Origin of the sequence: Streptococcus equinus, from assembly GCF_049393735.1 — a bacterium.
GTDB classification, from domain to species: domain Bacteria; phylum Bacillota; class Bacilli; order Lactobacillales; family Streptococcaceae; genus Streptococcus; species Streptococcus equinus_G.
Genome location: NZ_CP185946.1, coordinates 1,024,314 through 1,045,022, shown reverse-complemented (window position 1 = coordinate 1,045,022; position 20,709 = coordinate 1,024,314). Strand labels below are relative to the sequence as shown.

The 20,709-nt window shown below is 37.1% G+C and carries 23 protein-coding genes; 17 read left to right on the top strand and 6 right to left on the bottom strand.

Annotated elements, in window-relative coordinates; all coding sequences use genetic code 11:
- Nucleotide 1: 1 nt before the first annotated feature.
- The gene (locus ACNTMY_RS05200; protein ID WP_423215649.1) at nucleotides 2–1,225 is read left to right on the top strand and encodes an ATP-binding protein; all 1,224 of its coding nucleotides are present in this window, start codon (nucleotides 2–4) and stop codon (nucleotides 1,223–1,225) included.
- A gap of 37 nt (nucleotides 1,226–1,262) precedes the next feature.
- Here ACNTMY_RS05200 and ACNTMY_RS05195 read toward each other — a convergent pair whose 3' ends face one another.
- Together ACNTMY_RS05195 and ACNTMY_RS05190 are read right to left on the bottom strand one after the other, a co-directional pair.
- The gene (locus tag ACNTMY_RS05195) at nucleotides 1,263–2,108 is read right to left on the bottom strand and encodes an aldo/keto reductase (RefSeq protein ID WP_134775329.1); all 846 of its coding nucleotides are present in this window, start codon (nucleotides 2,106–2,108) and stop codon (nucleotides 1,263–1,265) included.
- Nucleotides 2,109–2,169: 61 nt separating this feature from the next.
- Nucleotides 2,170–3,084 carry a LysR family transcriptional regulator gene (locus tag ACNTMY_RS05190; RefSeq protein WP_423215648.1) on the bottom strand — a complete coding sequence of 305 codons (915 nt, stop codon included), beginning with the start codon at nucleotides 3,082–3,084 and terminating at the stop codon, nucleotides 2,170–2,172.
- A 585-nt stretch (nucleotides 3,085–3,669) separates the two neighbouring features.
- On the opposite strand from ACNTMY_RS05190, the gene ACNTMY_RS05185 reads away from it, so the two are divergent.
- The 13 genes from ACNTMY_RS05185 to fni all read left to right on the top strand — a co-directional run bounded on the left by ACNTMY_RS05185 (nucleotide 3,670) and on the right by fni (nucleotide 14,944).
- Complete coding sequence (locus tag ACNTMY_RS05185; RefSeq protein ID WP_423215647.1) at nucleotides 3,670–4,701, top strand: uroporphyrinogen decarboxylase family protein; 1,032 nt, start codon at nucleotides 3,670–3,672, stop codon at nucleotides 4,699–4,701.
- Between the two features lie 53 nt (nucleotides 4,702–4,754).
- Nucleotides 4,755–5,633: a transporter substrate-binding domain-containing protein gene (locus tag ACNTMY_RS05180; RefSeq protein ID WP_423215646.1), complete on the top strand. Its 879-nt coding sequence runs from the start codon at nucleotides 4,755–4,757 to the stop codon at nucleotides 5,631–5,633.
- Nucleotides 5,634–5,642: 9 nt separating this feature from the next.
- The gene (locus ACNTMY_RS05175; RefSeq protein WP_045797838.1) at nucleotides 5,643–6,335 is read left to right on the top strand and encodes an amino acid ABC transporter permease; all 693 of its coding nucleotides are present in this window, start codon (nucleotides 5,643–5,645) and stop codon (nucleotides 6,333–6,335) included.
- Nucleotides 6,336–6,345: 10 nt separating this feature from the next.
- Complete coding sequence (locus tag ACNTMY_RS05170) at nucleotides 6,346–7,026, top strand: amino acid ABC transporter permease (RefSeq protein WP_423215645.1); 681 nt, start codon at nucleotides 6,346–6,348, stop codon at nucleotides 7,024–7,026.
- Nucleotides 7,027–7,046: 20 nt separating this feature from the next.
- The gene (locus ACNTMY_RS05165; protein ID WP_423215644.1) at nucleotides 7,047–7,805 is read left to right on the top strand and encodes an amino acid ABC transporter ATP-binding protein; all 759 of its coding nucleotides are present in this window, start codon (nucleotides 7,047–7,049) and stop codon (nucleotides 7,803–7,805) included.
- A 220-nt stretch (nucleotides 7,806–8,025) separates the two neighbouring features.
- Nucleotides 8,026–8,709, top strand: coding sequence for an amino acid ABC transporter permease (locus ACNTMY_RS05160; RefSeq protein WP_423215643.1), 684 nt, complete (start codon nucleotides 8,026–8,028; stop codon nucleotides 8,707–8,709).
- Nucleotides 8,669–9,346 carry an amino acid ABC transporter permease gene (locus tag ACNTMY_RS05155; RefSeq protein ID WP_423215642.1) on the top strand — a complete coding sequence of 226 codons (678 nt, stop codon included), beginning with the start codon at nucleotides 8,669–8,671 and terminating at the stop codon, nucleotides 9,344–9,346. The genes ACNTMY_RS05160 and ACNTMY_RS05155 overlap by 41 nt, the downstream gene beginning before the upstream one ends.
- Nucleotides 9,343–10,098: an amino acid ABC transporter ATP-binding protein gene (locus ACNTMY_RS05150; RefSeq protein ID WP_423216863.1), complete on the top strand. Its 756-nt coding sequence runs from the start codon at nucleotides 9,343–9,345 to the stop codon at nucleotides 10,096–10,098. The genes ACNTMY_RS05155 and ACNTMY_RS05150 overlap by 4 nt, the downstream gene beginning before the upstream one ends.
- A 28-nt stretch (nucleotides 10,099–10,126) precedes the next feature.
- On the top strand, nucleotides 10,127–10,999 hold the full coding sequence (locus ACNTMY_RS05145; RefSeq protein ID WP_423215641.1) for a cysteine ABC transporter substrate-binding protein: 873 nt from the start codon (nucleotides 10,127–10,129) through the stop codon (nucleotides 10,997–10,999).
- A gap of 154 nt (nucleotides 11,000–11,153) precedes the next feature.
- A complete protein-coding gene (gene mvk / locus ACNTMY_RS05140; protein WP_423215640.1) occupies nucleotides 11,154–12,032 on the top strand; it encodes a mevalonate kinase in 879 nt (292 codons plus the stop codon).
- Nucleotides 12,014–12,964 (top strand): diphosphomevalonate decarboxylase, encoded by a 951-nt coding sequence (gene mvaD, locus ACNTMY_RS05135; RefSeq protein ID WP_423215639.1) that lies wholly within the window; start codon nucleotides 12,014–12,016, stop codon nucleotides 12,962–12,964. Before mvk ends, mvaD begins: the two co-directional genes overlap by 19 nt.
- Nucleotides 12,951–13,949, top strand: a complete 999-nt coding sequence (locus ACNTMY_RS05130) for a phosphomevalonate kinase (protein ID WP_423215638.1) — start codon at nucleotides 12,951–12,953, stop codon at nucleotides 13,947–13,949. The genes mvaD and ACNTMY_RS05130 overlap by 14 nt, the downstream gene beginning before the upstream one ends.
- Nucleotides 13,946–14,944 carry a type 2 isopentenyl-diphosphate Delta-isomerase gene (gene fni, locus ACNTMY_RS05125; protein ID WP_423215637.1) on the top strand — a complete coding sequence of 333 codons (999 nt, stop codon included), beginning with the start codon at nucleotides 13,946–13,948 and terminating at the stop codon, nucleotides 14,942–14,944. The genes ACNTMY_RS05130 and fni overlap by 4 nt, the downstream gene beginning before the upstream one ends.
- A 24-nt stretch (nucleotides 14,945–14,968) precedes the next feature.
- Here the strand turns inward: fni and trhA are convergent, their stop codons facing one another.
- The 4 genes from trhA to ACNTMY_RS05105 form a co-directional block, all read right to left on the bottom strand.
- Entirely contained in the window at nucleotides 14,969–15,625 is a 657-nt protein-coding gene (gene trhA, locus ACNTMY_RS05120; protein ID WP_423215636.1) for a PAQR family membrane homeostasis protein TrhA, read from the bottom strand.
- Nucleotides 15,615–16,058: a DUF1836 domain-containing protein gene (locus ACNTMY_RS05115; protein WP_423215635.1), complete on the bottom strand. Its 444-nt coding sequence runs from the start codon at nucleotides 16,056–16,058 to the stop codon at nucleotides 15,615–15,617. The genes trhA and ACNTMY_RS05115 overlap by 11 nt, the downstream gene beginning before the upstream one ends.
- A 270-nt stretch (nucleotides 16,059–16,328) precedes the next feature.
- Nucleotides 16,329–17,603, bottom strand: coding sequence for a hydroxymethylglutaryl-CoA reductase, degradative (locus ACNTMY_RS05110; protein ID WP_423215634.1), 1,275 nt, complete (start codon nucleotides 17,601–17,603; stop codon nucleotides 16,329–16,331).
- Nucleotides 17,590–18,768: a hydroxymethylglutaryl-CoA synthase gene (locus ACNTMY_RS05105; RefSeq protein WP_423215633.1), complete on the bottom strand. Its 1,179-nt coding sequence runs from the start codon at nucleotides 18,766–18,768 to the stop codon at nucleotides 17,590–17,592. The genes ACNTMY_RS05110 and ACNTMY_RS05105 overlap by 14 nt, the downstream gene beginning before the upstream one ends.
- A gap of 328 nt (nucleotides 18,769–19,096) precedes the next feature.
- Between ACNTMY_RS05105 and ACNTMY_RS05100 the strand changes: the two genes are divergently transcribed.
- The 3 genes from ACNTMY_RS05100 to ACNTMY_RS05090 all read left to right on the top strand — a co-directional run bounded on the left by ACNTMY_RS05100 (nucleotide 19,097) and on the right by ACNTMY_RS05090 (nucleotide 20,700).
- Entirely contained in the window at nucleotides 19,097–19,936 is an 840-nt protein-coding gene (locus ACNTMY_RS05100; protein ID WP_423213835.1) for a thymidylate synthase, read from the top strand.
- Nucleotides 19,937–20,019: 83 nt separating this feature from the next.
- Nucleotides 20,020–20,514, top strand: coding sequence for a dihydrofolate reductase (locus ACNTMY_RS05095; RefSeq protein WP_423215632.1), 495 nt, complete (start codon nucleotides 20,020–20,022; stop codon nucleotides 20,512–20,514).
- Nucleotides 20,515–20,529: 15 nt separating this feature from the next.
- The gene (locus ACNTMY_RS05090) at nucleotides 20,530–20,700 is read left to right on the top strand and encodes a hypothetical protein (protein WP_004232045.1); all 171 of its coding nucleotides are present in this window, start codon (nucleotides 20,530–20,532) and stop codon (nucleotides 20,698–20,700) included.
- The last annotated feature ends 9 nt before the right edge of the window (nucleotides 20,701–20,709 follow it).

Genomic DNA, 20,709 nt, shown 5'->3' with positions numbered 1-20,709 from the left:
TATGTTTCGGAAACTTCGGATACGGTTTATTGCAATTGCATCTTTAGCGATTCTACTTGTCTTGTTTTCGGTTGTTGGGGTTTTAAATTCAGCACGCCATGTTCAGACAGTAGATGAGATTAATAAAATCTTGAATTTATTAGCAGATAACGGAGGTAGTTTTCCAAGTATTTCTAAGACGACAAGTGAGCTTGGTGACACCGTTTCGACAGATACACTCTTTCAATACCGTTATTTTAGTGCGAAAATCAACCAAAATGGCAATATTATCTCCATGAATTCAAGTAATATTTCAGATTTGTCTGACCAGCAAGTAGAAGATTTTCTTGTTAAGGTGAGCAAGTCTAGAAACACAAGAGATGATTTTTCGTTCAATCACCACACCTATTCCTATTTGGTGACAGAGGACAAGGGGGTAAAATCAATCGTTGTTCTTGACTCGACCAATCAATTTAACGACAATATGACTTTAGTGCATTTATCAATTTGGATGTCGGGAATTAGTTTTGTTTTCTTTGTCTTGGTGATTTCGATTGTCTCTGGTAAGGTTATTAAGCCATTTATCAGAAATTATGAAAGACAGCGTCGTTTCATCACAAATGCGGGGCACGAATTAAAGACGCCTCTTGCCATCATTTCAGCTAATAATGAACTTGTTGAGCTGATGAATGGTGAGTCAGAATGGACAAAAAGTACCAATGATCAGATTCAGCGCATGACTGGTCTGATTAACGGTTTGGTTGCTATGGCGCGTTTAGAAGAACAACCTGAAGTTGTATTAACGGATTTGAATTTTTCAGAGATTGCAGAAGATGCTGCAGAAGATTTCAAAGGACCAGTTATCAAAGATGGTAAGAATTTTGTTATGGATATTCAGCCAAATATTCACGTCAAGGCTGAAGAAAAATCTTTGTTTGAGTTAGTTACGCTTCTCGTCGACAATGCCAATAAATACTGTGACCCAGGTGGTACAGTTTCAGTTGTCTTGAGTAAGGGAAGATTATCTAAAGCAAAACTTGAAATTTCAAATACTTACGCCGAAGGTAAAGACGTTGATTACAGCAAATTTTTTGAACGCTTTTACCGTGAAGACGAGTCGCACAATAATCAGAAATCTGGCTATGGCATCGGACTTTCTATGGCACGAACCATGGTTAAACTCTTTAAAGGAAATATCTCTGTGAACTATAAAGATGATACTATTACATTTGTGGTCAGCATATAAAAATAACCAGCTAGTTAAACTAGCTGGTTTTTAGCTCTTAAATACTAAATCCTGATAAACGTTTGACCTGTTCGAGAGTTTCGTTTGGTCCGTAGTTGTTTGGAAAACGGTCAAGTTTAGCGATGGTATCAAGGTCGTTTTGGGTAAGTTCAAAATCAAAAACGTCAAAGTTTTCTTTGATACGGTTGATGTGAACTGATTTTGGAATGGTAAGAATGTCGTTTTGAATTTGCCAGCGAAGGATGACTTGAGCGACAGATTTGCCGTATTTTTCAGCGATACTATTTAGCGTAGCATCTTTAAAAATATCATCTTTTCCTTGGTTAAATGGACTCCAAGCTTGGGTAGCAACACCGAGTTCTTGGTTTGTCGCACGAAGAATGGTTTGTTGCTTGTATGGGTGAAGTTCGATTTGATTTAGTGCAGGAACGATGTCGGTGTTGACTGCAAAGTCAGTCACGCGCCCAGTTGAGAAGTTTGACACTCCAATGGCACGAATACGACCTTCTTTGTAAAGTTCACTCATTGCACGCCAAGCACCATGAGTGTCACCATAAGGTTGGTGAATGAGATAAAGATCGAGATAATCTGTCCCTAGTTTTTTAAGACTTGTTTCAAATGCTTTTTTGGTTTCATCGTAGCCAAGCTGGTTAATCCACGCTTTTGTTGTGATGAAAACATCTTCACGTTTGATACCAGAAGCTTTGATAGCTTGACCAACGGCTTCTTCGTTTTTGTAAAGAGCAGCAGTATCGATAAGACGGTAGCCGACTTCAAGAGCATCTTCAACAGATTTTTGACACTCAGCTTGGTCGAAAATTTGCCAAACACCAAATCCAAGTTTTGGAATTTCGACACCATTATTTAAAGTTTTATATTCCATATTAATTCTCCTTTTTTTCTTGATTCTAGCATAAAAGGCTTTCATGGTAAAAAAATTTGTCTCAAATTATGCCACTATGATCAGCGAATTCATCTAGGCTGAGTTTGATTTCATTGATAAAACTCTGGCTGATTGGCGCCAATTTTTTCTTCTTATTAGTAACATAACCAAGTGTGTGCTTTGGACTATTTTTGAGAGGAATAAGAACAATTTGATTTCGAACAAAGCTATTAACAATGCCAAGACCAGAAGCGTAAGCATCGGTTGCACACAACAAATTCATCACAGTCCCGCGGTCATTGCTGTAGAGAATACGCTGTTCATCGTGTATTTCAAGTGCGTCTTCATCAAAATTTAGGCCAGACTGTTCTTGACGAAAACGGATTTGGTTATAGCCTTTCAAGTCACTTTCAGAAATGACGCCTTTACTTGCTAAAGGGTGGTCACGTCTAAGAAAAATTCTCGTTGGAAAGTCACCTAGTGAAGTGAATTCAAGTTCGTGGTGCTCCAGAGCTGATTTCAAAATATGCTTGTTTTCATCATCTAAGTAAATAATTCCCAAATCAGCTTCAAAAGAAGCTACGCTGTCTAAGATTTTTTTAGTGCTTGTTTCAATGGTTTGAAATTCTTGATAATCATGTTTGAATTCTTGGGCGACTTTAGCAAGGGGAATTGATAAGAAGTCATAATGGTGAGAAGCAACTGTAAAGCTCTTTTTGAATTGGTCTTGATAGCGTTGTTGCAGCAAATCTAGTTCACCAATGATACGCTTGGCGTATTTCAAAAAATCATGCCCGTCCTCTGTTAAACGCGTTCCCGTGTTTGAGCGAGTAAACAATTGAACACCAAGCTCATTTTCCAAATCCTTGATAGAGCATGACAAGTTGGGCTGAGTCATATATAATTCCTTGGCAGCCTGACTAAAAGACCCCACACGAGCGACGACTTCGACATAACGACATTGTTGGAAATTCATAAAACATCATCCCTTCTTGAAATAATTGATATTATTATAATTGAATTAAATTAAAAAATCAGCAATATTCTGATAAAAATATTTAAAGTCTTGATAAAAAAATCCTATAGCTAGCGATAAATCAATCTAATTATTAACCAATATTATGGCTAGCCATAAAAAATAAAGATTTTTCAAATGTGTGAAAGCTTGCTACAATGAGCCTAGAAAGCTTCTCGGAGGTGATGTGTTAATGCTCTTTACAGAAAAGCGCTTAAGAAATAGTTCAATCGTTGTTACAATTGTTCTTGTCATATCTCTTCTAATATTTTTTAAATATTCTTCCTTCAAAGCCTATCAAACTAATAAAATCTCTTCACATATTGAAAAGGAAGATATTGTTTTTTTAGATAGTCTAAGAAATTTAACACATCTACCTTACGAGTAAAGATGCTGAGCTAAAAATGCTCAGCTTCTTTTTTGTGCCATTATCGTTTCTTGATGGCATAGCTATTTTTTATGACCGAGCATAAATAAAATAGATTTTTCAAGTTTTCCAAAGCGTGATAGTATAATTGCCATACCAATTGCAAAGGAGATGACATTATGACAACAAAAAGAGAATGGGTTTTACAGGCATTTAAAAATGAATCAGTTGACAAGGTTCCAGTCGGCTTCTGGTATCACTTTACAACTGATGAGGAACGAAGTGATGGTTTTAATCCAGAAATTTTTAATAAAAATATTGCTGGTCACAAAAAATTTGTCGCTGACGTTAATCCTGATTTTGTCAAAATCATGAGTGATGGTTTCTTCACTTATCCAAACGAACAAATTCGTGAAGGAATTACTTCCATCAAAGACCTCGAAGGTATCACATCAATCGGTGAACATCATCCATGGATTGAAAAACAAATTGAACTCGCTAAAAAAATCCGTGACGATTTTCCTGAAGACATTGCCTCTTTTTATAATATTTTTGCCCCAGCGACTTATCTCAAATGGCATCTCGCAGGAAAAGGTGGTAATGGTGATACGATTATTGAAGATTTTATCAAAGAAGATGCTGACTTGACTAAGACAGTTCTTGATGTGATTGCCTTTGATATCGGCTTATTAACTAAACGTCTGATTGAAGAAGCTGGTGTTGATGGCATTTATCTCAGCGTGCAAAATTTGCAAGATTCACGATTGAGTCGTAAGGAATACGACCATGTTATTAAACCGGGTGAACTTCATATTTTAAATCGAGCTATTAGTTCAGATGGCACAAATATTCTTCACATTTGCGGTTACGAAGGTGCGACAAATGACATTTCTTACTACACTGATTATCCTGCTGATGTGATTAATTGGGCTGTTGAATTGGAAGGTGTTAGCTTATCAGAAGGTCGTGAGTTATTTGGCGGGAAGACAGTTCTTGGCGGATTTAGAAATACCGAAAATGACTTGCTTTATCGAGGCAGCAAAGAAGCGATTCAAAATAAAGTTAGAGAAATTCTCGATGAAACAGGTCGAGAAGGCGTAGTTATCGGTGCTGATTGCACGGTACCAAATGACATTTCATCTGAACGTATTGCTTGGGTCAAAGAAGCCGTCGCAGATGAGCTTGTTCTCAAAGAAGCTGTCGGATTTTAGGAGAATTTCAGAAATCAAGGAAAGTTTTAGGTAAAAAGAAAAAGGAGAGTTATATGAGTAAGAAAAAATGGATTATTTCAGGAGGTGTCATTGTGGCGCTTGTTGCAGCAACTGTTGTTGGACGTCAATTAACAGGGAAAAATTCAGCAAGTGCAGATAGTTCATCAGAAAGCTCAGAAAAAGTGACAACTTTGCAAGTCGCTCACACGCAGAACTATGTTCCATATGATTTCATCAACGAAAAAGGTGATAGCGATGGTTTTGAGGTTGCGGTACTGAAAGCTGTTGATGAAAAATTGAAAAACTATAAATTCGATTACACTGGAACAAGTGACGAAGATTTGTTGATTGGACTTGAATCTGGCAAATATGACATTGGTGTTAAAGGTGCTTGGTACACTGAAGAACGTGCTCAAAAATTCATTATTCCTGATGAAGCTATTGGTGCAAGTATTATCGGCTTTGCTATTCGAAAAGAGGATGAATCTAAATATAAAGATATCGATTCTTTTGCAAAAGACGGTGGCAAGTTAGTGCCAATTTCCCCGCAAAATGCGCAGTACAATGTGATTCAAGAATACAATAAGAAAGCAAAAGATCAGATTGAATTGACTGAGTCAGAGAGCTTCTCTGTTGCTGATGCCTATGCTTGGGTTCTTGAAGGTCGTTATGATGCTTATTTCTCAATCAAATTATCATTTGAAGAAGCCGTTCAAAAGGAAGATGGTGCTTATCATCAATATGCTGATCAATTAACTTGGTTCCCATATAAGGGAATTGAAACTTATCCTTTGATTCACAAAAATTCAACTAACAAAGAATTTGCAAAAGAGTATGACAAGGCAGTTAAAGAATTGCAGGAAGACGGTACGATAGCAAAACTTTCAGAAAAATACTTTGGAGAAGATGTCTTTAGCTATGTAACAGATTAGGAGGTGCCTATGGTTTCTTATGAACCGTCTCGTGTGATAAGAGTTATTCCTGAAATCTTGTCAGCTTTGCCTCTCACTCTTTGGGTTTTAGTTGTGACTGTTTTATTAGGGAGCTTATTAGGTTTCTTACTAGCTTATGTACAAATATCGAGAGAAGCTAGCTTTTCTCAAATCGCAAAAGGTTATGTTTTTATTTTGAGATGTACGCCACCGATTGTTCTCATTTTTCTTGTGTTTTATGGTTTACCTCGTTTTATTGAATGGTGGCTTGGCATCGATGTGAATGGCTGGTCTCGTGCGGTATTTGTCATTTTGGCAATGACTTTGCTGTTTGGTGCAAGCATTTCTGAAGTTTTTAAGTCATCTTATCAAGCTCTACCTAAGGGACAATTAGAGGCTGGACTCAGCATTGGTCTGACAGAATATCAAACCTTTATTAGAATTCTTTTACCGCAGGCGTTTCGAATTGCACTTCCAAATATTGTGACGGCTATTATTAATCTTTTAAAAGATATTGCACTTGCTTATACGATTGGTTTAGTTGATTTAATGGGAGAAGGAAATCTCATCATTTCAAGAAATATGGGAAATTATTCTCTTGAAACTTATACGGCAGTTGCTATTGTTTACTGGGTTTTAGCCTTCTTCTTATCGTTTATTGCACATGTGACTGAAAATGAATTGAATACCGAAAAGGGCTAAGGAGGAGATTATGGATTTTTCTTATATTTCAGAAACGTTTATCAAGGCTCTTGCAGGAATTCCGGTCACTTTAGGAATTATGATTGTTTCAATTCTTATCAGCTTTTTTCCGGCACTTTTTCTAGCATTGGGGCGTATTCACAAAGTAAAAGGTGTTACGGGATTTTCAGTGGTTTATCTTGCTTTTATTCGCTCAACGCCGCCGATTTTGTTAATTTTATTTTTTTACAGTCTGTTTCCAAGTTTGATTAATCAAGTATTGAAAGCTTCTGGTTTTAACGTTTTTGACATCAATCCTATTTATTACGCGTTTGTTATTTTCGGGCTTATGACAACAGGCAGTCTTTCAGAGATTATTCGGTCGAGTCTGTTGACGGTTAATAAAGGGCAACTCGAAGCAGCACTTGCTATAGGACTTACGAAAAATCAGGCTTATTTGAGGATTATTTTTCCACAAGCCATTAAGCAAGCTCTTCCTAATCTTTGCAATCTTGTCATTAATCTAGTTAAAGGTACCTCTCTTGTTTTTGTAATGACAGTAAAAGATATAACGGCGATTGCTAAGATTGAAGCAGCATATGGTTATCATTATTTTGAATCCTACTTTGTTATTTTTGTGATTTATATTGTGATTTGTGGTGTGGTTCAATATGCTTTTAAAGTGCTGGAAAGACGAGCTCAGATTGGGTGAGAGAAAAGATAGGAGGAGTTATGCTAACAGTTAAAAATATTGAGAAATCCTTTGGAGAAAAGAAAGTTTTAGATGGGATTAGTTTGACTGTCAATAAAGGAGATGTTGTTGCCATTCTAGGACCGTCTGGCTCTGGGAAGACAACTTTTTTGAGAACGTTAAATTACCTTGAAGCAGCTGATTCAGGTCAGTTAGAGTTGGATGGAAAGACATATGACTTGGCAAAAATTAACCGTAAAGATGTACTTGAAATCCGTAAAAAAACAGCATTTGTCTTTCAAAATTATAATTTATTTGCCAATAAAACAGCGCTTGAAAATATCCTAGAAGGTTTAGTCATCGCGAGAAAAGTTCCAAAAGAAGAAGCCATTCCGATTGCTGAGAGTGCGTTAAAAAAGGTTGGCTTGTTAGAAAAAAGAGATTTTTACCCAAGTCAATTATCAGGTGGTCAGCAACAACGTATTGGAATCGCGCGTGCTATTGCGGTAAAACCAGAGGTGATTCTTTTTGACGAACCAACGTCTGCACTTGATCCAGAATTAATCGGTGATGTTCTTGATGTCATGAAAGAACTCGCTAAAGAAGGTGTGACAATGGTGGTAGTTACCCACGAAATGAGCTTTGCGCGTGATGTCGCAACGCATGTCATTTTTATGGAAGGTGGGCATATTATCGAAGAAGGTGAACCGAAAGAATTCTTCACACGACCAAAAGAAGAACGTACCAAACAATTTTTGACACGTATTATTCCAGAATTAAATATTGATCCGGTGATATAGATGGATTTTATGAGAATATTGAAAAAGAAAAAGTACAAAGTTACATTATGACTAGATTTATCAACTGAACTAACTACTTAAACAAAAGGAGGCTGATACATTTCAGCTTCTTTTTAAGTGTTGTACTATAAAAAATACTTATGGCACAGCATAAAATATTTAGAGTACACGACTATAGAAGAATTCTTTATAATACCTTTATAACGTTTGGAGGGATATTATGTTAGATTGGGGCTTTGTTTATGAGAATATTCCCTTGTATCAACAAGCTTTGGTGCTTACGATCCGTTTAGCTCTATTTGGCATTTTAGGAGCAATTATTTTAGGCTTTTTCATTAGTTTGATTAAGTACTACAATATAGTGATTTTAAGTCAAATTTGCCAGATTTATATTGAATTGTCTCGTAACACGCCGCTTTTGATACAGCTTTATTTTCTCTATTATGGTTTGCCTAAAGTTGGAGTGGTTTTACCATCGGAGCTTTGTGCGATTGTTGGTTTAATCTTTTTAGGTGGTTCTTATATGGCGGAGTCATTTCGTTCAGGTTTGGAAGCAGTGTCCAAAAGACAGTACGAGGTTGGTTTGAGTATCGGACTATCACATCTTCAGAATGTTTTTTATGTCATCCTTCCTCAAGCAATCGCAGTTGCACTTCCGTCGTTGGTTGCTAATATCATCTTTCTTGTCAAAGAGACGTCTGTCTTTTCAATTGTTGCACTTGCTGATTTGATGTATGTAGCTAAGGATTTGATTGGACTGTATTATGAGACTGATGAGGCGTTGTTAATGTTGGTAGTTGCTTACTTGATTGTTCTTCTACCGATTTCGACATTGGCAAGGGTACTAGAAAGGAGGTTGCATCATGCAGGTTTCAGGACTCCAGGTGCTGTTTCAGGGAAATAATTTTTTGCGACTCCTTAAAGGACTACTAGTTACGATTAATATTTCCTTAGTGTCTATTCTTATTTCAGTGGTTTTAGGATTCTTGTTTGGTCTTATAATGATTTCACGCTTTAGAGTGATTCGCTTTATTTCACAAATCTATCTAGAATTCATTCGAATCATGCCACAATTAGTCTTGCTCTTTCTTGTTTATTTTGGTTTAGCTAGAACTTTTAATCTCAATTTATCTGGCGAAGTAGCAGCACCTATTGTCTTTTCAATGTGGGGGACAGCTGAGATGGGAGATCTTGTTCGCGGAGCGTTGACATCACTACCAAAACACCAAATTGAAAGTGGTCTTGCTCTGGGATTAAACAATCGACAGTTATTCATTTACGTTGTTATGCCACAAATTTTGCGTCAACTATTACCTCAAGCGGTTAACCTAATGACACGAATGATTAAAACAACGTCGTTAATTGTTTTAATTGGTGTTGTTGAAGTGGTAAAAGTTGGTCAAGAGATTATTGAGGCTAATCGTTTGACGGTACCTAGCACCGCAATTTGGATTTATGGCTTAATATTTATGATGTATTTTGCTGTTTGTTTTCCAATCTCGAGATTGTCAGTTTATTTGGAAAAACGTTGGAAGGAGTGAATCATTTGACAACAATTTTGAAGCTTAAAGATATTGAAAAATCTTACGGTGAGCAAAAGATTCTCAATCAGGTCTCATTTTCTGTTGATGAAGGAGAAGTTTTGGTCATTCTGGGTCCGTCAGGTTGTGGAAAATCAACATTACTTCGTTGTATAAATGGCTTGGAACCAATTCAAGCAGGAAGTATTGAACTTGAAGGCGAGGAAATTTTGAAAGATTCTAAAAGTCTTCCTCTTGTTCGCCAAAAAATCGGAATGGTATTTCAATCCTACGACCTTTTCCCGCACTTAACAGTTTTGAAAAATCTTTTATTAGCACCAGTAAAGGTTCAAAAAAGGTCGGTAGAGGAAGTGAAAACTGAAGCTTTAAAACTACTTAAGCGTGTTGGTTTAGAAGAAAAAGAAAATAGCTATCCGCACGAGTTATCTGGTGGTCAGATGCAAAGGGTTGCTATTGTAAGAAGTTTACTTTTACATCCTGAAGTGCTTCTATTTGATGAAGTTACAGCGTCACTTGACCCTGAAATGGTCAGAGAAGTTTTAGAGCTGATTGGGGAACTTGCACACGAAGGTAGGACAATGATTATTGTGACGCATGAGCTACAGTTTGCAAAAGCGATAGCAGATCGTGTGATTTTTCTTGAAAAGGGACAAATTGTAGAAGAAAGTGATGCGAGATTATTTTTCAGTCAACCAAAATCTCAACGTGCTCATGATTTCTTGAATGTCTTTGATTTTTCAACAGTTGGTTAATAGGTAATAAAATTTTAAGGAGTTATGTATGAAAATTGTAAAACGTTTTTTAGCGATTGTTAGTCTTTTATTAATTGTTTTTGCTGCAGGATGCTCAACTTCAAAATCCTCAACAACTAAAACTTCATCTTCAGCTACGTCAACAGCCAAAGCTCGCTCTCTTGATGCAATTAAGAAGAGCGGTACCATTAAAATTGGAGTTTTCTCAGATAAAAAACCGTTTGGTTATGTTGATGACAAAGGAAAATACCAAGGATATGATGTTTATTTTGCAAACCGCTTAGCAAAAGATTTGGGTGTTAAAGTTAAATATGTTTCAGTAGACCCAGCAAGTCGTGTTGAGTATTTGACATCAGCTAAAGTTGATATTATTCTTGCCAACTTTACAGTGACTGATGAACGTGCAAAACAAGTTGATTTTGCTTTGCCATACATGAAAGTGGCGTTAGGTGTCGTATCGCCAAGTAGTCAATTAATTTCTGACGTTGATGCTTTAGAAGGAAAAACTTTGATCGTTGGCAAAGGAACAACAGCTGAAACATACTTTGAAAAACATTATCCAAAAGTAAATCTTTTAAAATTTGACCAATACAGCGAGGCTTATCAAGCATTGTTAGATGGTCGAGGTGACGCACTATCAACTGACAATACTGAAGTACTAGCATGGGCTTTGGAAAATAAAGGTTACGAAGTTGGCATTACAAGTTTGGGTGACACAGATACCATTGCCCCAGCAGTTCAAAAAGGAAATACTGAGCTTCTTGATTGGATTAATGATGAAATTAAAACATTAGGCGATGAAAACTTCTTCCACGAAGACTACGACAAGACATTAGCCCCAGTTTACGGCGATGCTGCAAAAGCAGATGACTTGGTCGTAGAGAGTGGTGAAGTTGATTAAAAAATCAACAATATCAAAATTAAGAAATCTGAGATTGATTATCTCAGATTTTTTCGTGATTTATTTGAATGCTATAACATTTTTTAGTAAGAGTCGCTTTTTTTGCGGAACAATGATAAAATGGAGTGTAAACTAAAAATTGTAAGAGAAGAAAATGACTAAGAAAATTGGCGTCGGAAAGGCGCATAGTAAGATTATTTGGATGGGTGAACATTCAGTGGTGTATGGCTATCCTGCCATTGCAATTCCACTTCAAGGCATTGAAGTGGAATGTCGTATTTATCCAGCTGATGAAAAAATTCACTTTGATTATTATGATACATTATCAACAGCCGTTTATGCGGCACTTGAGTACCTAAATCATACTGATGTTTCAATCACTTATGATATTCGCTCAGAAATTCCTCAAAAACGAGGTATGGGTTCCTCAGCAGCGGTTTCAATCGCAGCTATTCGTGCCGTGTTTGATTATTTTGAGCAAAGTATTGACATAGATACTCTTGAAATTTTAGTAAATAAAGCAGAGATTATTGCACATTCAAATCCGAGTGGACTTGATGCCAAGACATGTTTGAGTGACAAGGCGATTACCTTTATTCGAAATGTTGGCTTTAGTACACTTGACTTAGATTTGGATGCTTATCTTGTTATCGCAGATACAGGTATTTATGGAAATACTCGTGAAGCAGTTGAAAAAGTTGCACAAGCTGAGGAAGCTAATTTGCCACATCTTGCTGCTTTAGGTGACTTGACGGAGATGGTCCAAAGAGCTATTCAAGACAAGGCTATTTCTGAAATCGGTCCTTTGATGACAAAAGCACACAGTCACTTACAAGCAATTGGAGTTAGCATTGAAAAAGCTGACCAATTAGTTCAGATTTCTTTAGAAAATGGTGCCCTCGGTGCCAAAATGAGTGGCGGAGGTCTTGGTGGATGTATTATTGCACTTGCACAGACTAAAGCTCAAGCAGAAAAAATTAGTAAAGCATTAACAGAAGGAGGAGCGGTTCAAACGTGGATCGAAAAATTGTAACGGTAAAATCATATGCCAATATTGCTATTATCAAATACTGGGGGAAAGCTGACGCAGCTAAGATGATTCCAGCAACCAGCAGTATTTCATTGACACTGGAAAATATGTTTACCACAACAAGCGTATCCTTTTTACCAGATTCAGCAACACATGACGAGTTTTACATCAATGGTGTTTTACAAGATGAAAAAGAACACGCTAAAATTTCTGCCATCATTGATCAATATCGTGGGCAGCGTTCTGAGTTTGTTAAAGTGGAAACAAGCAACAACATGCCAACAGCAGCAGGATTGTCATCAAGTTCTAGTGGACTATCAGCGCTTGTTAAGGCATGTAATGAACTTTTTGAAACAGGTTTGACTCAGGCTGAATTGGCTCAAAAAGCAAAATTTGCTTCTGGTTCATCTTCACGCTCATTCTTTGGACCACTTGCTGCTTGGGATAAAGATACTGGAGAGGTATATCAAGTGGAAACTGACCTCAAACTTGGCATGATTATGCTTGTTTTGAGTGATAGCAAGAAACCAATCTCTAGTCGAGAAGGTATGAAGCGTTGTGTTGAAACATCAACAACATTTGAGAGTTGGGTGAAACAATCTGAACAAGATTACAAAGATATGCTAAGTTATCTTAAAAATAACGACTTTGAACGTGTTGGTGAGTTAACTGAACGTAATGCACTTGCAATGCATGACACAAACACACATGCAAATCCACCTTTTAATTACCTAACAGAAGAAAGTTATAAGGCAATGGACTTTGTCAAACAGCTTCGTGCTGAAGGTGAAAAATGTTACTTCACAATGGATGCTGGACCAAATGTAAAAGTGCTTTGTCTAGAAGAAGATTTAGAGCGATTGACAAAACGTTTTGAAGAAAACTATCGTGTAATCGTATCACGTACTAAGGAATTACCAGATGAAAATGACTAAAGTCCAGACAGGTGGAAAACTCTACATCGCTGGGGAATATGCTGTGCTGACACCAGGACAGACAGCAATCATTAAAAATATTCCAATTCATATGACAGCGGTTGTTAAAGAGAATTCTACAATCAAGCTTTTTTCTGATATGTTTGATTACTCAGCTACAATGTCTGAAGATAAAAATTATGCACTAATTCAAGCAAGTGTTCAGACTTTAGCTGATTATCTTGGTAAGTCAATTGATACATTAGTACCATTTTCACTTGAAATCACAGGCAAAATGGAACGTGACGGGAAAAAATTTGGTATTGGTTCAAGTGGTTCAGTCACTGTCCTAACACTCAAGGCTTTATCAGCTTTTTATGATTTGAATTTGTCAGCCGACCTTCTTTTTAAATTGGCGTCTTACACGCTTTTAAAACTCGGTGACAATGGTTCGATGGGAGATATTGCTTGTATTGCTTATGATGACTTAGTTGCATTTACTTCATTTAATCGACAAAAGGTTGCTAGATGGATTGCGGATGAGCCGATTCAGGCTGTTCTTGATAAAGACTGGGGATATCAGATTGAAGTCATCAAACCTGTTTTGCCGTGTGAGTTCTTAGTTGGTTGGACTAAGCAACCGTCAATCTCAAAAGATATGATTAATCTTGTTAAATCAGCTATTTCAGAAGAATTTTTGACGGAAACTGAACGCCAAGTTCAAAGCTGCAAAAAAGCTCTTTTGAGTGGTGATAAAACGAAAGTTAAATCTGCGCTTCAAAATGTCAGTGATTTATTACTCAGCCTTAGCTCAGCTATCTATATTGATAAGTTGAAAGATTTGAAGGCAGCAGAAGAAGGTCTGGACGTGATTGCTAAATCATCTGGTTCAGGTGGTGGTGACTGTGGTATTGCAATATCATTTGACAGCAATGGCACGAAAGAACTTATCACACGCTGGCAAAATCTTGGTATTGAACTACTAGATTTGGAGAAATTATCATGATGAATCGTAAAGATGAGCATATTAAGTATGCATTGAAATACCAATCTCCTTATAATTCCTTTGATGAGATGGAATTGATTCAGCATTCTCTTCCGGATTATGATTTGAGTGAGATTGATTTGCACACGCATTTTGCGGGGCGCGATTTTGATTTTCCGTTTTATATCAATGCGATGACAGGTGGTTCAGAAAAAGCAAAGGCAGTTAACCGTAAATTAGCTCAAGTTGCTCAAGCTATTGGACTTGTCATGGTGACTGGGTCGTATAGTGCAGCGTTAAAAAATCCGCAAGACGACTCTTATCCAAGCAAGAAAGACTATCCTGATTTATTGCTTGCGACAAATATTGGTATCGACAAACCATACGAACTAGGATTGAAGACTATTGATGAAATGCAGCCCATTTTCTTGCAAGTTCATGTGAACTTGATGCAGGAACTCTTGATGCCTGAGGGAGAACGAGAATTTCGTTCTTGGAAGAAGAATTTAGAAAACTATGCCGTAAAAATGCCGGTGCCAGTCATTTTAAAAGAAGTCGGATTCGGAATGGATTTAAAAACAGTTCAGATGGCACACGCATTTGGCATTAAAACTTTTGATATTTCAGGACGTGGCGGAACAAGTTTTGCGTTTATTGAAAACCAACGTGGCGGCGACCGTTCATATTTGAATGAATGGGGACAAACAACCGTTCAAAGCCTTTTAAATCTACAAGATGTTGTTGATACCGTCGAAGTTCTTGCATCAGGTGGTGTACGTCATCCTCTTGACATGGTGAAATGCTTTGTTCTTGGTGCAAAAGGCGTTGGTCTTTCACGAACTGTTTTAGAGCTTGTTGAGAAATATCCAGTTGAGCAAGTCATTAATATTGTAAATGGCTGGAAAGATGATTTGCGTCTTATTATGTGTGCTCTTAATTGTAAAACAATTGCAGACTTACGAAATGTTGATTATCTTTTATACGGGAAATTAAGCGAAGCAAATAAAAAACACTGATTTTAATATCAGTGTTTTTTTGTATCATAGCATGAAATAAACAATTGCAATGTAATGAAGAACTGAAGCAATCAAGATAAAGATGTGCCAAATCATGTGGTCGTAAGGGCGTTTTCTAGCATAGAAAACTGCACCAATAGTATAAGATAGACCGCCAGCAAGCATCAGAGCCCAAAAGACGACGCCAGTCTTACTTATAATACTTGGAATGATGAAAATGACCAACCACCCCATGAGCAAGTAAAGAAAAAGCGAGAATTTTTCATTGATTTTTTTAGCAAAAATTTTGTAAAGAATGCCAAAGATTGTGGCGCCCCATTGCAAAATGATAATTAAATAACCAAGCCAACCACCTACAAGAGAAAGCGCAACTGGTGTGTATGAACCAGCAATGGCAATGTAAATCATGCTGTGGTCAATGATTCGTAGAATGAATTTTTGTGGTGAGTCATATTGCATTGAGTGATAAACTGTCGATGACAGAAACATCAAAAATAAACTAATATCGAAAATTGACATTCCAACAGCAGCTTGCATGCCATAGTGATGATAACTATAAATAGCAGTGATAGGAAGCAGTACAAGCATTGCTACCGCACCAACCGCGTGAGTAACACTATTTGCAACCTCTTCACCAAAAGAAAGACGTTTACTGAGTTTTAAAGTCATGCTAGCTTTCATGAGAATCTCCTTCTAATTTTTGGACTAATTCGTGTGTTTGAAAATAAAGTTTCAAAGTTTGACAAGCAGAGACGACCACAGGAGGTAAGTCATCAACTTTCTCGCCATTCATACATGACACAAAATCATCGTAACGTTTTTGTGATTGATCATCAGCAGTTAAGAGCGCCAAGGTTTGACTAATTTCTTGAATTGAAAAAACATTTTTTAATGCTGTAATCACGATTAGTCTAGCAACTTGTTTACGGCTATATTTCTTTTTAATTGGTTTTTCAAGATGACCATGTTTTACATAATTATTTATCATAGAAGCAGTCAAGCCTTTTGCATCTTGCTGATTAGCCTGACCAACTTGATTAACATAAAGAAGAACTTGGTCTAAGTATAAATCAATTTGTGGTAACTCAGACCATTTTGGATAAGTAGTACTCATAAAGTTATCTCCACCTCTTCATCTAGTATTGATAACTAGATTATATAATTATCGATAATCGAAGTCAAGGAAAAAAACTGTCCAGTGGACAGTTTTTTCACGAGCCTAGAAATAAAAGAGCGAGTTAGGTCCAGTGGACAGTTTTTTCATGAGCCAGGAAATTAAGAAGCGCGTTATGTCCAGTGGACAGTTTTTTACAATCCAAGAAATAAAAGGGTTAGATAGTTATTCAGAGTTTAAAAATAAAAAACCGAGCCATAGCTCGATTTCTTAATTTCTAATGTTTTGTAAGATGTGCTGTGCTGTTTCAAGGTTCATATGTGGTGCTTCAAGCAAAGTTTTTACAACTTCAGCGACCTCTTTATCTTTAGCACCAGCAAGAAGTGCCAGTGATTTTGCTTGCAGTTTCATATGACCAGCTTGAATACCAGTTGATGTCAAAGCTTTAACGGCAGCAAAGTTTTGTGCCAAACCAACGGAAACGATGATTCGCGCTAATTGACGAGCATCTGGGTGTCCAAGAATATCATGAGCGATTTTGACTGTTGGATTAAGACCGATTGATCCTCCGCGAGTTGCAATTGGCATAGGAAGTGTTAGCTGACCGTGAAGCACCTGAGCATCCTCATCAAAAATCCAAGTGGCAAGACCGCGGTATTGACCATCTTTGCAAGCATAAGTATTTGCACCAGCTTCGATGGCACGCCAGTCATTTCCGGTCGCCATAACAACAGCGTCAATTCCATTAAAAATACCTTTGTTATGTGTGCTTGCTCGGTAAACATCTTCTTGAGCAAGTTTGCTTGCTAGGTGGAATTTTCGAGCTAACTCTTTAGCTTCATCTTTATTACGGCTGAGGTAACGTAGGTCAACTTGACATTCAGCAGTTACTAAAGATTCGGTCGCATAGTTTGATAGAATTGCCATTAAGCTTTTTCCGCCAGAGAGTTCTTCAAGACTTGGTACTAAAGCTTCCATCATGGTGTTGACCATGTTAGCGCCCATTGCTTCTTGGGTGTCAACGGTTAGGTAGACAATAAGGAAATCGTCTTTTTCATCGATACTCAATTCTCGAGCACCACCCCCGCGTTTTACGATAGAAGGGTGAGCGTCATTTGCTAAAGTAATCAATTGGTCTGTATGCTCGATGATTGCTTTTTTAGCGGCACTTTTATTTGGAACATCGTAAAGCGCAACTTGTCCAATCATTTTGCGAGAGTGAACTTGAGTTTTGAAGCCTCCAGAACGTTTGATAATTTTCGCAGCAAAACTAGCTGCAGCAACCACTGAAGGTTCTTCAGTTACCATTGGAACATTAAAAATAGTACCATCAATTTGAAAATCGGGTGCTAATGAAAACGGCAATGAAAATGTTCCAATAAGATTTTCTGTCATCTGATTAGCTGTTTCAAGTGAGAGTAGCTCATTTGATTTTAAATGATCAAGATTTTCAGAGTTGATTAGTTCGTTTTTTTCGAGATGTTCAAGGCGTTCAGCCAACGTTTTTTTGGAGAAACCTCCCCAAGTCACTTTATTTGTTGTCATTTACTTCACCATAGATTCTTTGATGTTCACGAATTTCTTTGAGGGCAAATGCACCAGTTTTGTAATCTGCAACGGTAGCATTACCCTCTGAGTCGACTGCAACTTCTTCAAAGAAGAGTTTTTCATACTCTTCAACAGAAAGTTTGATACGATTTTTTAGTGATTCAAGACGACTTGTTTGAAGCATGTCTTTAAATCCATCTACCAAAGTTCCTGTGAAAATTTCTGCTACGGCACCACTACCATAACTAAAGAGTGCGATGTTGTCACCAGCAGTAAGATTTTTAGAGTTTTCAAGAAGCGATAGAAGCCCAAGGTAGAGTGAACCAGTGTACATGTTACCGACTTGCTTACTGTAGAGAATTGATTTTTCAAAGTTGTCTTTGAGTTTTGCTTGCAATTCTTCTGGTAAATTTTTATCCATTACTTTATTAAAGCCTTTGAGGGCTAGTTTTGGAAATGGCAAGTGGAAGCAAAAGGCTGAAAAATCAGCTAGTGATGTTTCAAAACGTTTTTGGAATTCTTCCCAAGTTGTTTTTAGCATGCTGAGGTATTGTTTTGTAGAGTAGATACCATTAACAAAAGGTGTTGTAGAGTAGTTAGGACGCCAGAAATCCATGATATCGCGCGTTTGAGCAACTGAATTATCATTCAAAAGCATAATGCGTGGGTCTTTTGAAATCAACATAGCAATACTTCCAGCACCTTGAGTCGGTTCACCAGGTGTGTTTGCACCATAGCGAGCTACGTCAGCAGCGATAACTAGTACTTTTGATTCAGGATGTTTTTGGACATGCAATCGAGCATAGTCAAGTGCAGCTGTTGCACTGTAGCAAGCTTCTTTCATTTCGATGCTGCGAGCAAAAGGTTGGATACCTAAAAGGTGATGAATCCAAGTAGCTGCAGCTTTACTTTGGTCAACAGATGATTCTGTTGCTACGATGACCATATCAATGTCTTCTTTATCTTGGTCGCTAAGAATACTTTTGGCAGCAGAAGCACCAAGTGTTACAATGTCGTCGTTAACAGGGGTAATGCTTAGGTTATTTAATAGAAGACCTTTGCTATATTTATCTGGATCAACGCTTCGGCTCTCGGCTAAGTCGTCCATATTCAGCATATATTGTGCTGTTGCAAATCCAATTTTATCAATACCAATGTTCATGAAAAAACCTTTCTTTTTATTGAATTTCCAATAAATGTTAGGTGCATTATTTTTCTTCTTATTAGCCTAACAAGTTTTTAAAAGGCGGGGAAATCCTTTTAAATAAGAAACTCTTTTTTTAGTAAATTTACGGCGTGACTAATCGTCCATTGATAATTTTACCATAAAGTAGCCTAATTACTCTATAAAAAAATATTGATTTAATCTTTCAAAGTAAATAAGAAAAACTTATTAAATCTACTAAAATGCTGGTAATTTTAACTGATTTCAGATAAAATAGGAGTACTGAGCCATTTTTTATGGCTAAAAAATGTAAGGAGCGGATAGCATGACAAAAGCAGATGTTATTTTTAAAGAAAATATCAAAAGAATTATGAACGAAGGTGTCTTTTCAGAAAATGCACGCCCTGTTTACCAAAGTGGTGGGCAAGCAAATTCTAAATATGTAACAGGTGCTTTTGCTGAATATGATTTGAGTAAAGGTGAATTCCCGATTACAACCCTTCGTCCTATTCCAATTAAAAGTGCTATTCGCGAAATTTTTTGGATTTATCAAGATCAAACCAACGAACTTTCAGTTCTAAACGATAAATACAATGTTAAATACTGGAACGATTGGGAAGTCGATGGAACTGGTACAATCGGTGAGCGTTATGGAGCAGTTGTTAAGAAGCATGATATCATTCGTAAAATTCTAAAACAACTAGAAGCAAACCCATGGAATCGTCGCAACGTTATCTCACTTTGGGATTACGAAGCTTTTGAAAATACAGATGGTCTTTTACCATGTGCTTTCCAAACGATGTATGATGTGCGTCGTGTTGATGGTGACATTTATCTTGATGCCACTTTGACTCAACGCTCAAATGACATGCTAGTTTCACACCATATCAATGCCATGCAATATGTTGCTCTTCAAATGATGATTGCAAAACACTTCGGATGGAAAGTCGGAAAATTCTTCTACTTCGTTAATAACTTGCACATCTATGACAATCAATTTGAGCAAGCAAAAGAATTGCTTCGTCGCGAACCTACTGATTGCAAACCTCGTTTGGTTCTGAATGTGCCAGATGGGACAGATTTCTTTGATATTAAGCCTGAAGATTTTGAATTAGTCGATTATGATCCAGTCAAACCACAATTAAAATTTGACTTAGCCATTTAATCTGTTTCATGGCTTTTTCGTATCGCATTTCTGCATTTTTACAGGAAATCTGATAAAATGAAAGTAATGAATGAGAGGACAATATGACAAAGAAAATCGTTGCTATCTGGGCCGAAGATGAAAATCATCTAATCGGTGTGAATGATGGGTTGCCTTGGCGACTCCCAAAGGAACTGAAGCATTTTAAAGAAACAACGATGGGGCAAGCTCTTTTAATGGGGCGAGTGACCTTTGATGGCATGAAACGTCGCATCTTACCAGGCCGTGAAACACTAATTTTAACTCGAGATAAAGCTTTTAAAGCTGATGGTGTGACGGTCGTTCATGATATGGATCAAGTATTTGAATGGTTTAAAAATCACGATAAAACCCTTTATGTTGTTGGTGGTGCAAGTATTTATAAAGCCTTTTTGCCTTATTGTGATGAGATTATAAAAACAACAGTTCATGGCGAGTTTGAAGGAGATACTTATTTCCCAGACGTTGATTTAGAACAATTTACAAAGGTGTCTGAGTCATTTTATGAGAAAGATGACAAAAATGCCTATGACTTTACAATTACTGTTTTTGAAAAATAACACATGGAGATAGGAATGCAAAGAAGTATTTTCGGTGTATTCACGGCTCTGCTTGCAGTTATCTGTGTTTTGTGTGCAATTCCAGCACTTCGTAAAAAACGCTATGGTTTAGCTGTCCTTTTATTTTTGAATGCATTTACTAATATTGTAAATACCATTCATGCCGTGTATGGTACCTTGTTTTAATATATAGAG